Genomic DNA, 14,756 nt, shown 5'->3' with positions numbered 1-14,756 from the left:
GGAATTGCCATGACTGACCTGCAGGACGCGCCACACATCCCGGACACCGGGCCGGACAGCCGGCCGAAGACCCGCCCGATGACCGGCGCCGAGTACGTCGAGAGCCTGCGCGACGACCGGGCGATCTACCTGTACGGCGACCGCGTCTCGGACGTGACCGCGCACCCGGCGTTCCACAACCCGATCCGGATGACCGCCAGGCTCTACGACGCGCTGCACGACCCGGAGCGGCGCGGCGACCTCGTCGTGCCGACCGACACGGGCGGCGACGGCTTCACCCACAGCTTCTTCACCACCCCGCGCAGCGCCGACGACCTGGTGGCCAACCAGCGCGCCATCGCCGCGTGGGCGCGGATGAGCTACGGCTGGATGGGCCGCAGCCCCGACTACAAGGCGGCCTTCCTCGGCACGCTGGGCGCCAACGCCGAGTTCTACGAGCCGTTCGCCGACAACGCGCGGCGCTGGTACCGGGAGTCGCAGGAGAAGGTCCTGTTCTGGAACCACGCGATCGTGCACCCGCCGGTGGACCGCAGCCGGCCGCCGGACGAGGTCGCCGACGTGTTCGTGCACGTGGAGAAGGAGACCGACGCCGGGCTCGTGGTGAGCGGGGCGAAGGTGGTGGCGACGGGGTCGGCGCTGACGCACTACAACTTCATCGCCCACTACGGCCTGCCGATCAAGGACAAGAAGTTCGCGCTGGTGGCGACCATCCCGATGAACGCGCCGGGGCTGAAGCTGATCTGCCGGCCGTCCTACACCGCCGCGGCGACCGTGATGGGCAGCCCGTTCGACTATCCCCTGTCGTCGCGGCTGGACGAGAACGACACGATCCTCGTCCTGGACAAGGTGCTCATCCCCTGGGAGAACGTCTTCATCTACGGCCACCTCGGCAAGGTGCAGCTGTTCACCGGCCGCTCCGGCTTCCCCGAGCGCTTCACCTTCCACGGCTGCACCCGCCTGGCGGTCAAGCTGGAGTTCATCGCGGGCCTGCTGGCCAAGGCCGTGGAGATCACCGGCACCAAGGACTTCCGGGGCGTGCAGAGCCGCATCGGCGAGGTGCTGGCCTGGCGCAACCTGTTCTGGGGCCTGTCGGACGCGGCCGCGCGCAACCCCGTCGAATGGCGCAACGGCGCGGTCCTGCCCAACCCGGAGTACGGCCTGGCCTACCGCTGGTTCATGCAGACCGGCTACCCCCGGGTCAAGAAGATCATCCACCAGGACATCGCCAGCGGCCTGATCTACATCAACTCCAGCGCCGAGGACTTCAAGAACCCCGAGGTGCGGCCGTACCTGGACAAGTACCTGCGCGGCTCCGGCGGCATCGACTCGGTCGAGCGGATCAAGGTGATGAAGCTGCTCTGGGACGCCGTGGGCACCGAGTTCGGCGGCCGGCACGAGCTGTACGAGCGCAACTACGCCGGCAACCACGAGAACACCCGCGTGGAGCTGCTGGCCGCGCAGACCGCCAGCGGCCAGGTGGACGGCTACAAGGCGTTCGTCGACCAGTGCCTGAGCGAGTACGACCTGGACGGCTGGACGGCGCCCGACCTGTCCTCCTTCGAGCACCTGCGCCAGGCGAAGAACGGCCTGCGCCACTGAGCGCCGAGCCCGCGAGAAAGCGCCCCCGGGATCACCTCCCGGGGGCGCTTCGCGTACGGGGTCCGGCGGGTCTAGCGGAGGGCGACGTCGGCCTGGACGACCGCGTCCAGGAACTCGCCCCGCGAGATCGCCGAGGCCACCAGCTCGATGTCGTCGGCCATGTACCGGTCCGCCTCCAGGACCGGCACGAGCGAGCGGACCCGCTCGTACGTGGCCCGCCCGGCCGGGCTGAGCCGGTCCGCGCGGCCCGACAGGTCCACGGCCTGGGCGGCGGACAGGAACTCCACCGCGAGGATCCTGCTGTTGTTCTGCAGCACCCGGCGGGCGTTGCGGGCGGCGATCAGGCCCATGCTGACGACGTCCTGGTTGTCGCCGTTGGACGGCACGCTCTGGGTGCTGGCCGGGCCGATCGTCCGGTTCTCCGCGACCAGGGCGGTGGCGGGGTACTGGGCTCCGGCGAACCCGCTGTTGAGGCCGGGGTCGCCGGCGACGAGGAACTCGGGCAGGCCGTTGCTGAGGTGGCGGTTGAGCAGCCGGTTGGTGCGCCGCTCGGAGAAGACGCCGAGCTGGGTGAGCGCGATCGTCAGGTAGTCCATGACGAAGGCGACCGGCTGGCCGTGGAAGTTGGCGCCGTGGAAGACCTCCTTGCCCTCGAAGACGAGGGGGTTGTCGTTGGAGGAGTTGAGCTCGGTGCGCAGCGTGGCGGCGGCGTGGTAGACCGTGTCACGGACGGCGCCGACGACCTGCGGGATGGCCCGCAGCGTGTACGCCTTCTGCAGGTAGACCTCGGTCCGGTGGACGCCGTGCTCGGGCGCGTCGCCGTCCTTGCGGCGGCGCGGCGGCTCCCGGTCGCGCAGGATCGACAGGCGCAGCGGGTCGACGCTGAGCGCCTGGCGCAGCTCGCTGTGCTCCACCGCCAGGCCGCTGCCGCTGAGCAGGGCGCGCATGTTGGCGGCGACGTCGATCTGCCCCTGGTGGGGGCGGGCGATGTCGTGCCCGTCGGCCACGAACGGACTGGTCGAGCCCTGCAGCACCTCGCAGATCAGCGCGGTGACGATCTCGGCCTGCCGGACCTGGTCGAGCGCCCGGGTGACGAGCAGGCAGCCGAGCCCGGTCATCGCCGAGGTGCCGTTGATGAGCGCCAGGCCCTCCTTGAACCGCAGCTGCAGCGGCTCGATGCCGAGCTCGCGCAGCACCGGCCCGGTCTCGGTGCGGCGGCCGTCGCGCAGCACGTACCCCTCGCCGATGAGCGTCGAGGCGACGTGCGCCAGCGGCGCGAGGTCGCCGCTGGCGCCCAGCGACCCGATCTCGGGGATGGCGGGCGTGATGCCGAGGTTGAGGTAGAGCGCCATGCGTTCGAGCAGTTCGGGCCGGACCGCCGAGTAGCCCTTGGACAGGGCGTTGAGCCGGGCCGTGAGGACCGCCCGTGCCTCGTCCTCGGCGAAGATCGGGCCGACGCCGGCGCAGTGGCTGCGGACGAGGTTGGTCTGGAGCTGGATCTCGTTGGAGGTGTCGACGAGCATGTAGATCATCTCGCCGTAGCCGGTCGTCACGCCGTACACGGGGATGCCACGTGCGATGACGTCCTCGAACAGCCGCCGGTTGGCCGCGACCTTGGCCAGGGCGGACGGGGCGACGCCGCAGGTGACCTGGTTCTCGGCGATCAGCCGTACTGTCGGGACATCCAGGTTCTCCCCATCGAAGTCGACTGACGTCGAGGTCTCCACCAGTGTCACATCACTCACCCGCCATAGATTGGTTGACAGCATCAGCGGAAAGCGCGTGCGCGCTGACCTGAGCGGCCAGGCCGTTCAGGGTGGGGTTGGCGAAGAACTCCCACAGGGGGATCTCCACGCCGAACCGGTCACGCACGCGATCGAGCAGGCGGGGCACCATGAGCGAGTGCCCGCCCACCGCGAAGAAGGGGTCCCCGTCGCCGTCCGGCTCGGCGCCCAGGACGTCTGACCAGATGGCGGCCAGTTCGAGCTCGGCCGGCGTCCGCGCGCTCCGGTTCGCGCCGCCCGCGGGCAGCGCCGGCAGCATCCGCCGGTCGATCTTGCCGCCGACGTTGCGGGGCAGCGCGCCGACCGTCCTGACCGACAGGGGCAGCGTGCTCTTGCCGAACCGGGCGCGCAGCGTGGCCCGCAGGTCGGCGGCCCGCACCTCCGCCTCGCCCGCCGCCGTGCGGTTCGGCACGACGTAGGCGACCAGGCGGGTGACCCAGCCGTCGGGGCCGCTCACCGGGACGACCGCGCACTCGGCGACCGCCTCGTTCCGGTTCAGCGCGTCCTCGACCTCGGCCAGCTCGACGCGGGTGCCGTGGAACTTGATCTGGGAGTCGCCGCGCCCGCGGAACTCCAGCAGGCCGTCCCACCGCAGGCGGCCGAGGTCGCCGGTGCGGTAGAAGCGGCCGAAGCCGGACCCGCACGCCTGGAGGTGGTAGACGGGCTCGAAGGGCCGCGTGTCGGCGCCCGCGCCCGCGTAGCCGAGCGCGACGTACGGGCTCCTGACCACCAGGTGCCCGGTGACGCCGGGCGGGCAGGGCCGGTCCCAGTCGTCCAGCACGACGACCTGGCGGCCGGGGATGGACGTGCCGATCGGCGTCATGCCGGGCACCGGGCCGGTCACCTCGTACCAGGTGGCCAGGATCGTCTCGGTGGCGCCGTACAGGTTCGCCAGCCGGACGGCGGGCAGGGCGGCGCGCAGGTCGGCGGCCAGCTCGCCGGGCAGAGGCTCGCCGGCGAGCAGCAGGCAGCCGAGCGAGAGCGAGCGGCCGGCGCCGTCGGCGGTGATCGCGTCGAGGAGCTTGCGCGCGAAGCTCGGCACGGTCTGCAGCAGCGTGATGCGCTCGTCGGCGAGCCAGGCGGCCAGCTTCTCCGGGTTCGCCCTGATCCGCTCGGGGACCGGGCAGAGCGTCGCGCCGCCGGTCAGCGCGGCGAACGTCTCGACGAGCGCGGCGTCGTAGCCGGGCGCCGCCCACTGGGCGACGCGGGCGCCCGGCCGCATCCGGAACTCGGTGGCCAGCCAGGTGGCGAACTGGGCGAGGCTGCCGTGCGACTGGATGATGCCCTTGGGCCTGCCGGTCGAGCCGGAGGTGTAGGCGACGTAGGCGGGCGCGGTGGTCATGGGGGTGACCAGGGCGGCCGGACGGGCCGGGACGCCGAGGGCGGTGACGTCGACGACGGTTCCGCCGAGCTCGTCCTCGTACCAGCGGATCAGGTCGTCGGACCGGCCCTCGGTGAGCACGCAGGCGGGCCGCAGCTCGGCGAGCACGGCCTTGCCCCGCTCCCCCGCGTCGCCGGTGGCCAGGCAGGTGAGCCTGGCGCCCGCGCCGAGCGTGCCGAGCACGGCGGCGACCTGGGCGGGGCCCGGCGCCATCCGGACGACCACGGAGGCGTCCCCGAGAGTCCCGGCGGCGGACTCGGCGGCGGCCCCGCCGGGTTCTCCGGGGGGCGCGTCGGCGGGCAGCGCGCGCAGGGCGGTGATGACGGCCGAGGCGCGCGCGTCCAGCTCGCGGAAGGTCAGCGCGGCGTCCGGCCAGTCCACCGCGACCGCGTCCGGGGTGCGGGTGGCGCGGGCGCGCACGAGCTCGGGCACGGACGGCAGCAGCGGGTCGAGCACCCCGGTCCGGTCGGCCTCGCGCACCCGGGCGCGGGTGCGGGCGTAGTCCTCCAGCGGGATCTGGTCGGCGGGCAGGTCCGGGGCGCGCAGGGCGATGGCCAGGAACGTGCGGAGCTGGTCGAGGAGCTGCCCGGCGGACTCGTCCTCGTACAGGCTGTCGCGGTAGGTCAGCTCCCCGGTGAGGCCGGAGCCGACGTGCTCGACCGTGAGGCACAGGTCGGTCCTGGCCGAGCCCGCGCGCGGCCGCACCGGGCGCACCTCGGCGTCGCCCAGGACGGGCAGCGGCTCGGCCTCGTCGCGGTAGTCGAACAGCACGTCGCACAGCGGCATCCGGCGCGGGTCCCGCTCCAGCCGCAGCGCCTGCACCAGCCGGTCGTAGGGGACGATCCGGCGCTGGTAGGCGTGCGCCACGGCCTTGGCCACCCGGCGCACCGCCTGCCGGAACGTGATCCCGCCGGACAGGTCGGCGCACAGCACCACGTGGTTGCGGAACGGGCCGACGAGCGCGCCGGTGCGGACCGCGGGCCGCAGGTTGACGGGGGCGCCGACGGCCACCCGGTCCTCGCCGCTGTGGCGGCGCAGCAGGCACAGGAACGCGGCCAGCAGCACCGCGGGGGCGCTGACCCGTTCCTCGCGGGACAGCTCGGCGACGGCCTGCCCGAGCGCGGGCGCCCAGGCGAAGGGGACCGCCCCGCCGCCGAAGGACGGCCCGTCGGGGCGGGGCCGGTCGGCGGGCGGCGCCGGGGAGGCGGGCGGCGGCGTCAGGTGCCCGGTCCACCAGCGCAGCAGCCCGTGGAACTCGGGCGTGTGCCCCTGGTCGCGCTGCCAGCGGGCGTAGGAGGCGTACTGGAACCCCTCGGGCGGCGGCGGCACCCGCTGGTCGGCGTAGCCGTCGGAGAGCTCGTCGAGCAGCGTGGGAAGCGACCACTCGTCGGCGACGGCCTCGTGCAGCCGCAGCACGAGCAGGTGGCCGCCGTCGGCCGGCCGGGCCACGGTGAGCTGCGCGAGCGGGCCGTCCTCCAGGTCGAGCGGGGTGCGCGCGAGGTCGGCGCAGAGCTGCTCGGCCGTGGCGCCGGTGGCGTCGAGCTCGGTGAAGGCGTGCGGGTGGCAGTCGCCGGCGATCTCCTGCACGGGCAGCCCGCCGTCGTCCACGAGCGTGGTGCGCAGGATCTCGTGCCGCAGCACGACCCCCCGCCAGGCGGCGCGGAGCGCGGGCACGTCGAGTTCGCCGGTCGTTCGGTAGGCGCGGAGCATCGTGTAGGCGGGTGAATCCGGGACCAGTTTCTGCAGGAACCATGCCTGGTCCTGCAGCCACGAGGTCGCCGCTCTCTTGACACCGGACTTCCTCACCACGACATCGTCAGCTCGGGCCGCCTCCTGGGGCATCTCTTGACGTGCTGCGTTGCTCCGGGCTGGCAGGAAACAGCGCCGGGAAGACAACTTGCTGCCACGCTCCCGCCTTGTTCCGGGTCATCCCCGATCGCAGTCTCTTACGTAAGAGAAAGACCCGGAAATTGACAGACCCGCACCTCGGCAATTGTGCGGGGAAAGGCGGCTGAGTTCATCATGCACATTCATTTGACGCGATTCTCCGCCGGGAGCTCCTGATGGTGGCGCTGGTCACCGGAGCCGCCGGCGGCATCGGGGCGGCGATCGCGCGGACGCTGGGAGAGGAGGGCATCGCGGTGGCCGCCCTGGACCGGGACGAGGCCGGGCTGAGGGAGCTGGCCGGGAAGCTGGAGGCCGACGGGCTGCGGGTGGCGGCGTTCCCCGTGGACGTCGCCTCCAGCGCCCAGGTGGAGGCGGTGGTCGAGGCGGCCGAGCGGCTGCTCGGGCCGGTCACCAAGCTGGTCAACGCCGCGGGGGTGCTGCGCACCGGCCGGGCGGTGACGATGTCGGACGCCGATTGGGCGGCCACGTTCGCGGTCAACGTCGACGGCGTCTTCCACGTCTCCAGGGCGGTCGTGTCCCGGATGGTGCCGCGGCGGGCCGGCGCGGTCGTCACCGTCGCCTCCAACGCGGCGCTGGTCGCCCGCGCCGACATGGCCGCCTACGCCGCCTCCAAGGCCGCGGCCACGGCGTTCACCAAGTCGCTGGGCCTGGAGGTGGCCGGGTACGGGATCCGCTGCAACGTGGTGACGCCGGGCTCGGTCGACACCCCGATGCTCTCGGCGCTGTGGAGCGACCATGACCGGGCGTTGCGCTCGTCGATCGAGGGCAAGCCGCGCGCCTACCGCACCGGCATCCCTCTCGGAAAGGTCGCCAGCCCGGCCGACATCGCGCACACGGTCGCATTCCTGCTCTCCGAAAAGGCGAGCCACATCACGCTTCAGCACCTGACGGTGGACGGGGGCGCCGCACTGGGCGCCTGAATTTCTTCATCGCACGACCAGATTGAGGCAACAATGATCGGGATTCCTGCTATTACGCCTTATCCGATGCCGGACTCCGGCGAACTACCGGCCAACACGGCGCGGTGGACCGTTTCCCCGGAGCGGGCCGTTCTCCTGTTGCACGACATGCAGCATTTCTTCTTGGATGCCTTTCCCGCCGGCGAGGCCCCGGTGACGGATCTCGTCAGGAACGCGGCCGCGCTGCGCGAGCGGTGCGCCGCCGCCGGCATCCCCGTCGCCTACACCACGCAGCCCGGCGGGATGTCCGACCGGCAGCGGGGACTCCTCAGGGACTTCTGGGGACCCGGCATGACCACCGGCGCGGAGCATCGCGGCGTCGTGGACCCGGTGGCGCCCGGGCCGGACGACTGGATCATCGTCAAACGGCGCTACAGCGCCTTCCACCAGTCGCCGCTGCTGTGGATGCTGCGTGACAGCGGGCGCGACCAGTTGATCATCTCGGGGGTGTACGCGCACATCGGCGTGCTGATGACGGCCGTGGACGCCTACTCCCACGACGTCCAGCCGTTCCTGGTGGCCGACGCCGTCGCCGACTTCACCGCCGAGGACCACCTCATGACGCTGCGGTACGTGGCCGGGCGGTGCGGCATGGTCGCCACGACCAAGGAGCTCCTGACCGATCTCGCGCGAGGAGGGCGGCCATGAGCGCCGAACGGCTCCTGGACGACGTCCTGTCCCCCGTGCCGCCCCCGTTCGCGCTACTGCACCGGCCGGGCGCCGGCCGCGAGGGCATGCTGGACGTGCTGGTCGGCGAGGTGTCCACGGTCGCCACGCTGGCCGAGCTCCCGCTGCCCGACGAGCCCGGCGCCGAGGGCCCCGAGCTGCTGACGCTCATCCCGTACCGGCAGATCGCCGAGCGCGGCTTCGAGGCGCGCGACGACGGCGCGCCGCTCGTGGCGATGACCGTCACCGGCCACGGCAGCCTGCCGCTGCCCGCCGCGCTGGCGCGCATCCCCGACCGGCCGATCCGCACCCGCGAGCGCACGGTCGACACCTCCGACGAGGACTACGCGGCCGTGGTGCGCGCCGTCATCGACGACGAGATCGGCCGGGGCGAGGGCGCCAACTTCGTCATCAAGCGCTCGTTCCTGGCCGACATCACCGACTACACCCCGGCCGCCGCCCTCACGCTGTTCCGCCGGCTGGCCACCCGGGAGACGGGCACGTACTGGACGTTCGTCATCCACACCGGCGAGCGGACGTTCGTCGGCGCCTCGCCCGAGCGGCACATCAGCGTCGACGACGGCGTCGCGGTGATGAACCCGATCAGCGGCACCTACCGCTATCCCCCGTCCGGGCCGACCGTCGGCGCGCTCATGGACTTCCTCGGCGACAAGAAGGAGGCCGACGAGCTCTACATGGTGGTCGACGAGGAGCTCAAGATGATGGCCCGGATCTGCGAGTCGGGCGGCCGGCTGTCGGGGCCGTACCTGAGGGAGATGGCCAGGCTCGCGCACACCGAGTACTACATCGAGGGCGAGACCACCCGCGACGTGCGGGAGATCCTGCGCGAGACCCTGTTCGCGCCGACCGTCACCGGCAGCCCGCTGGAGAGCGCCTGCCGGGTGATCGGCCGCTACGAGAAGGAGGGACGCGGCTACTACAGCGGCGTGGCCGCGCTGATCGGCAGCGACGGGGCGGGCCGGCGGACGCTCGACTCCTCGATCCTCATCCGCACCGCCGACATCGACGCCGCCGGGCGGGTCCGGATCGGCGTCGGCTCGACCCTGGTCAGGCACTCCGACCCGGAGTCGGAGGTGGCCGAGACCGCGGCGAAGGCGGCCGGGCTGCTCGACGCGCTGTGCGCCGAGCCGCCGGAGCCGCTGGCCGAGCACCCCGACGTGCGCGGCGCGCTGGAGGGGCGCAACGACGGCATCTCCGGGTTCTGGCGGCAGGAGCAGGGCGAGCGGACGTTCTGGACGCCCGACCTGATCGGCCTGCGGGTGCTGGTGGTGGACGCCGAGGACACGTTCACCTCGATGATCGGCCACCAGCTCCGCTCGCTGGGCCTCCAGGTGACCGTGCGCCGCTTCGACGAGCCGTACACGCTGGACGGCCATGACCTGGTGGTGCTCGGGCCCGGGCCGGGCGACCCGGCCGACCTGGCCCACCCCAAGATCGCGCACCTGCGTGACGCGGTGGGGCGGCTGCTCGGCTCCGGCGCCCCGTTCCTGGCCGTGTGCCTGAGCCACCAGGTGCTCAGCGGCGCGCTCGGCCTGCCGCTGCGCCGCAGGAAGGTGCCCAACCAGGGCGTGCAGCGGGTGATCGACCTGTTCGGCCGCCGGGCCAGGGTCGGCTTCTACAACACCTTCGCCGCGCACGCCCCGGCCGACGAGATCGAGCCCGCCGGGCTGACGGGGACCGTCGCGGTCAGCCGCGACCCGGAGACGGGCGAGGTGCACGCGCTGCGCGGGCCCCGGTTCGCCTCCATGCAGTTCCACGCCGAGTCGGTGCTCACCGCCGACGGGGTCGGCATCCTGCGCGACGCCCTGCTGTCGGTGCTCGACCGGACGCCGGTGCGGCGATGAGCGGGCGGACGAGGACGGCGACCGTGCTCGTCGCCGGGGGCGGCATCGGCGGGCTCGCCGCCGCGCTCGGCCTGGCCGGCCAGGGCCACCGGGCGGTGGTCCTGGAGCGCCGCGACGAGTTCAGCGAGCTCGGCGCCGGCATCCAGATCGGCCCCAACGGCTTCACCGCGCTGGACCGGCTCGGGGTCGGGCAGGCGGTGCGCGAGCTGGCCGTCTACATCGACGAGCTGCGCTTCATGGACGGCACCACCGGTGAGCGGGTGGCGAGCATGCCGCTCACCGGCCGCTACCGGGCCCGCTTCGGCAACCCGTACGCGGTCGTGCAGCGGGTGGACCTGTACGGGCCGCTGCTGGCCGCCTGCCGCGAGCACCCGCTGGTCGAGCTGCGCGGCGGCAGCCACGTCACCGGCTACGAGCAGGACGCGGGCGGCGTGCGGGCGCTGCTCGGCGACGGGCGGCGGGTGCCGGGCGACGCGCTCGTCGGGGCCGACGGGCTGCACTCGATGATCCGGGCGCGGCTGGTCGGCGACGGCGGGCCGCGCGTGTCGGGGCACACGATCTTCCGCTCGGTCATCCCGATGGACCGGGTGCCCGCCGACCTGCGCTGGAACACCGTCACGCTGTGGGCGGGGCCGCGCTGGCACTTCGTGCACTACCCGATCGGCGGCGGCGAGTTCCTCAACCTGGCCGCCACCCGCGACGACGGCGCCGCCGCCGTGGTGACGGGCCGGCCGGCCGTGCGCGAGCGGGTGCTAAGCGCCTTCCCCGAGCTGGGCGAGACCGCCAGGCGGCTGCTGGAGCTCGGCGCGCAGTGGCGCGAGTGGGTGCTGTGCGACCGCGACCCGGTGCCCGACTGGGCCGACGGCCGGGTGGTGCTGCTCGGCGACGCCGCCCATCCGATGCTCCAGTACGCCGCCCAGGGCGCGTGCATGGCGCTGGAGGACGCGGTGACGCTGGGCGAGCTGGCCGACTGCGGCCCCGCCGAGTTCCCGCAGCGGTTCGAGAAGTACAACGCGGCCCGCCGGGACCGCACGGCCAGGACCCAGCTCGTCTCGCGCGAGATGGGCACCCGCCTCTACCACCCGGCCGGCGCCGACGCGCTCGCCAGGAACCGGATGCTGTCCGCCCTCTCCGAGGACGAGCTGCACGACAAGGTCGCGTGGCTGCACGGCTCCCGCGACTTCACCGAGACCATCGAAAGGACGAACTGACCATGTGCGGCATCGCAGGATGGGTGAGCTACGACCGCGATCTGACCGGCGAACGGGACACGATCACGGCGATGACGGCGACGCTGGAGTACCGGGGCCCCGACGCGGGCGGCGTGTGGACCTGCGCCCGCGCGGCGCTCGGCCACCGGAGGCTGGCGATCATCGACCTGGAGGGCGGCAGGCAGCCGATGGCGGCCGGCGACGACGGCCTGCCGGTCATGACCTACAACGGGGAGGTCTACAACTACCGCGAGCTGCGCGAGGAGCTGCGCGGGCTGGGCCACGAGTTCCGCACCGCCAGCGACTCCGAGGTGGTGCTGCGCGCCTACCTGGAGTGGGGCGAGGACTTCGCCGGCCGGCTCGACGGCATCTTCGCGCTGGCCATCTGGGACCCGCGCACCGAGGAGCTGCTGCTGGTGCGCGACCGGATGGGCGTCAAGCCGCTCTACTACTACCCGACGCCCGACGGGGTGCTGTTCGGCTCGGAACCGAAGACGATCCTGGCGCACGACGAGGCCGAGGCGGTCATCGACGCCGACGGGCTGCGGGAGATCTTCACGATCGTCAAGACGCCCGGCCACGGCGTCTTCCGCGGCATGCACGAGGTGCGCCCGGCCACCGTGCTGCGCCTGTCGCGCGCGGGCCGCAGCGAGCACCGCTACTGGCGGCTGCGGGCCCGCCCGCACACCGATGACCTGGACACCACGATCGCCACCGTGCGGCGGCTGCTGTCGGAGATCGTGGACCGGCAGCTCGTCGCCGACGTGCCCGTGGGCACCCTGCTATCGGGCGGCCTCGACTCCAGCGCGATCACCGCGCTGGCCGCCGCCGCGATCGCCCGCAAGGGCGCAGGCGAGCCGCTCAAGGCGTTCTCGGTGGACTTCAAGGGCCACGAGTCGCGCTTCCGGGCGAACGTGCAGTGGGAGGACCCGGACACGCCGTTCGCGGTCGAGGTGGCCGAGCACGTCGGCGCCGAGCACATCATCGTCGAGCTGGACAACGCCGAGATCCTCGACCCGGAGGTCAGGCGGTCGGTGCTGCGCGCCCAGGACCTGCCGGTGTCGACCGGCGACATGGAGTACTCGCTGCTCGTGCTGTGCCGCGCGCTGAAGCGGGAGATGACGGTCGCGCTGTCGGGCGAGGCGGCCGACGAGCTGTTCGGCGGCTACACCTGGTTCCACGACGAGGACGCGGTCCAGTCCGACACCTTCCCCTGGCACTCGCCGTTCAGGAAGGCCGGCGGCATCGGCGCGCTGCGCGACATCGGCCTGTGGGACCGGCTCGGCCTGGAGGAGTACGTCAAGCGGCGCTACGCCGAGGCGCTGGAGGAGGTGCCGAGGCTGCCCGGCGAGAGCGGGCTGGAGGCGCGCATGCGCGAGCTGACCTACCTCAACCTCACCCGGTGGGAGAACTTCCTGCTCGACCGCAAGGACCGCATCAGCATGGCCGCCAGCCTGGAGGTGCGGGTCCCGTTCACCGACCACACGCTGGTCGAGTACGTGTACAACACGCCGTGGGCGATGAAGAACTTCGACGGCCGGGAGAAGAGCCTGCTGCGGGCCGCCATGCGCGGCGTGCTGCCCGACTCGGTGCTCGACAGGAAGAAGAACCCGTACCCGTCCACCCAGGACACCGGCTACGAGGAGGCGCTGCGCGAGAAGCTGGCCGGCATCCTGGCCGACGGCGGCCCGGCGCTGCTGCTGGCCTCGGAGGCGGAGATCCGCACCCTGCTCGACGCGCCGCCCGGCGCCTACAGCATGGGCGGCCCGTGGAGCGCCCGCGCCGTCATCGAGCGGCTGATCGAGTTCAACACCTGGGTCACCCTGTACGACGTCCGCGTCGAGCTGTGAGCCGGGCCGCGACGCACGCGAGAGCCGCCCGGGCCGGTCACCGGCCCGGGCGGCTCGCTGCCGCCCGGGGCTCAGGCGGGCGGGATGTTGTAGTTCAGCCGGAAGACGTTGTCCGGGTCGTAGGCCCGCTTCACCTCGCGCAGCCTGCGGTGGTCGGCCGGGTCGTAGGCCGCCACGGCGTTGCCCGGGTCGTGCAGGAAGTTGAGGAACGCGCGCCCGCCCGTGTGGGGGCGCATCACCGCCTCCACCTCCGGCAGCCTGGCGTCGAGGATGGCGCTGAGCCGCATCGAGCGGTGCCCGATCGGGCCGGCGTGCGGGCCGGGGCGGCCCAGCGCGCCGCCCCAGTGGCGGATCTCCACGCCGGAGACCGGCGAGCCCGGACGGGTCGCCGCCGACACCAGGACCTCGATCACCTCGTCGGGCAGCGAGTCGAGCAGGTTGACGTGCGCGGGGCCGGTGCCGCCCATGTCCATCTCGCCGAAGGCGCCGGTGCGGAACGTCTCCAGCAGCGGCGGCCCCGCCGCCTCGAACAGCGGCGCGAGCAGCCGCCCGGCCTCCTCGCCCGGCCCGTCGTACATGACCTGGACGACGGCGCCCGGCCTGCCCCGCAGCGCGGCGGGCACCCGCCGGTCGTGCGGCAGCCGGGTGAGCAGGATCGCGGTGCTGAGCGCGTCGGGCGCGCCGTCGATCCAGTCACGGTAGCGGGCGAGCAGGTCGGCGGCCCGGTCGCCGGGGAAGAACGCCGCCCCGGCGAACACCCGCGCGACCGGGTGGAGCCGGAACTCCAGCGAGGTGACCACGCCGAAGTTGCCGCCGCCGCCGCGCATCGCCCAGAACAGGTCGGGGTGGCTGTCGGCGCTCGCCGTGAGCAGCCGGCCGTCCGCGGTGACCACCTCGGCGCGCAGCACGCTGTCGGCGGCGAACCCGTACCGGCGCGACAGCCAGCCGAGGCCGCCGCCCAGCGTGTAGCCGGCCACGCCGACCGTCTGGTGTGAGCCGGCCAGCGGCGCCAGGCCGAGCGGCGCGGCGGCGGCGATCACCTGCTCCCACACGGCGCCGGCGCCGACGCGGGCCACCTGGCGCACCGGGTCGACCAGGACGCCGGCCAGCTGCGTGGTCTTGACGAGGATGCCGCCGTCGGAGGCGGCGTGGGTGCCGTGCCCGGTGCCCTGGACGGCGAAGGGCAGGTCGTGCTCGCGCGCGGTGGTGAGCGCGGTGCGGACGTCGGCCGGGCCGCTCGCCATCACGACGGCGACGGGCCTGGGGTCGATGTCGGAGTAGGGCGCCTGCCGCTCGCGTTCGTAGGCGGCCTCGAACGGGACCAGGACGGCCCCCTCGACGTCGCGGCGCAGCCGCCGCACCGCCTCCCGCTCGTTCTCTGCCGAGACGCCTGGCGGGGACAGGCGCTGATGCGCGTATTGCTGGCTCATGTCAGCCTTCCCTCCTGTCGGGGTGTGGTCATGCGGCGGCCCCGCCCCCGGATCCGGGGACGGGGACCGCGACGGGCCTGGGGTGTCAGGGGGCCCTGGGATG

9 protein-coding genes are annotated in these 14,756 nt (G+C 73.3%); 6 read left to right on the top strand and 3 right to left on the bottom strand.

Features of this window, described 5'->3' with window-relative positions:
• Positions 1-9: 9 nt before the first annotated feature.
• Positions 10-1,599: a 4-hydroxyphenylacetate 3-hydroxylase family protein gene (locus ACWDXC_RS17490; protein WP_449982750.1), complete on the top strand. Its 1,590-nt coding sequence runs from the start codon at positions 10-12 to the stop codon at positions 1,597-1,599.
• A gap of 71 nt (positions 1,600-1,670) precedes the next feature.
• On the opposite strand, the gene cmdF is transcribed toward ACWDXC_RS17490, so the two are convergent.
• On the bottom strand, positions 1,671-3,344 hold the full coding sequence (gene cmdF, locus ACWDXC_RS17485; protein WP_364181518.1) for a tyrosine 2,3-aminomutase: 1,674 nt from the start codon (positions 3,342-3,344) through the stop codon (positions 1,671-1,673).
• Positions 3,337-6,570 (bottom strand): non-ribosomal peptide synthetase, encoded by a 3,234-nt coding sequence (locus ACWDXC_RS17480; RefSeq protein ID WP_449982747.1) that lies wholly within the window; start codon positions 6,568-6,570, stop codon positions 3,337-3,339. The genes cmdF and ACWDXC_RS17480 overlap by 8 nt, the downstream gene beginning before the upstream one ends.
• Before the next feature lie 257 nt (positions 6,571-6,827).
• Between ACWDXC_RS17480 and ACWDXC_RS17475 the strand changes: the two genes are divergently transcribed.
• From ACWDXC_RS17475 to asnB, 5 genes are all read left to right on the top strand, one after another.
• On the top strand, positions 6,828-7,592 hold the full coding sequence (locus ACWDXC_RS17475; protein ID WP_219508736.1) for a 2,3-dihydro-2,3-dihydroxybenzoate dehydrogenase: 765 nt from the start codon (positions 6,828-6,830) through the stop codon (positions 7,590-7,592).
• Between the two features lie 162 nt (positions 7,593-7,754).
• Positions 7,755-8,279 (top strand): isochorismatase family protein, encoded by a 525-nt coding sequence (locus tag ACWDXC_RS17470; protein ID WP_357592960.1) that lies wholly within the window; start codon positions 7,755-7,757, stop codon positions 8,277-8,279.
• Positions 8,276-10,162 (top strand): anthranilate synthase family protein, encoded by a 1,887-nt coding sequence (locus ACWDXC_RS17465; RefSeq protein WP_449982742.1) that lies wholly within the window; start codon positions 8,276-8,278, stop codon positions 10,160-10,162. Before ACWDXC_RS17470 ends, ACWDXC_RS17465 begins: the two co-directional genes overlap by 4 nt.
• A complete protein-coding gene (locus ACWDXC_RS17460) occupies positions 10,159-11,373 on the top strand; it encodes a 3-hydroxybenzoate 6-monooxygenase (protein ID WP_449982740.1) in 1,215 nt (404 codons plus the stop codon). Before ACWDXC_RS17465 ends, ACWDXC_RS17460 begins: the two co-directional genes overlap by 4 nt.
• Before the next feature lie 2 nt (positions 11,374-11,375).
• Positions 11,376-13,223 (top strand): asparagine synthase (glutamine-hydrolyzing), encoded by a 1,848-nt coding sequence (asnB, locus tag ACWDXC_RS17455; RefSeq protein WP_449982737.1) that lies wholly within the window; start codon positions 11,376-11,378, stop codon positions 13,221-13,223.
• Between the two features lie 71 nt (positions 13,224-13,294).
• Here asnB and ACWDXC_RS17450 read toward each other — a convergent pair whose 3' ends face one another.
• Positions 13,295-14,653 carry an FAD-binding oxidoreductase gene (locus ACWDXC_RS17450; RefSeq protein WP_449982734.1) on the bottom strand — a complete coding sequence of 453 codons (1,359 nt, stop codon included), beginning with the start codon at positions 14,651-14,653 and terminating at the stop codon, positions 13,295-13,297.
• Positions 14,654-14,756: the final 103 nt, after the last annotated feature.

This window comes from Nonomuraea sp. NPDC003214 (assembly GCF_053590035.1).
The sequence above is the reverse complement of the archived record's forward strand: the minus strand, read 5'-3'. Positions and strand labels throughout refer to the sequence as shown.

What these genes read in the sequence shown, in the direction of transcription:
- ACWDXC_RS17475 (WP_219508736.1), top strand. Translation starts at nt 6,828, where the DNA reads ATGGTGGCGCTGGTCACCGGAGCCGCCGGCGGCATCGGGGCGGCGATC.
- ACWDXC_RS17465 (WP_449982742.1), top strand. Translation starts at nt 8,276, where the DNA reads ATGAGCGCCGAACGGCTCCTGGACGACGTCCTGTCCCCCGTGCCGCCC.
- ACWDXC_RS17490 (WP_449982750.1), top strand. Translation starts at nt 10, where the DNA reads ATGACTGACCTGCAGGACGCGCCACACATCCCGGACACCGGGCCGGAC.
- ACWDXC_RS17450 (WP_449982734.1), bottom strand. Translation starts at nt 14,653, where the DNA reads ATGAGCCAGCAATACGCGCATCAGCGCCTGTCCCCGCCAGGCGTCTCG.
- asnB (WP_449982737.1), top strand. Translation starts at nt 11,376, where the DNA reads ATGTGCGGCATCGCAGGATGGGTGAGCTACGACCGCGATCTGACCGGC.
- ACWDXC_RS17460 (WP_449982740.1), top strand. Translation starts at nt 10,159, where the DNA reads ATGAGCGGGCGGACGAGGACGGCGACCGTGCTCGTCGCCGGGGGCGGC.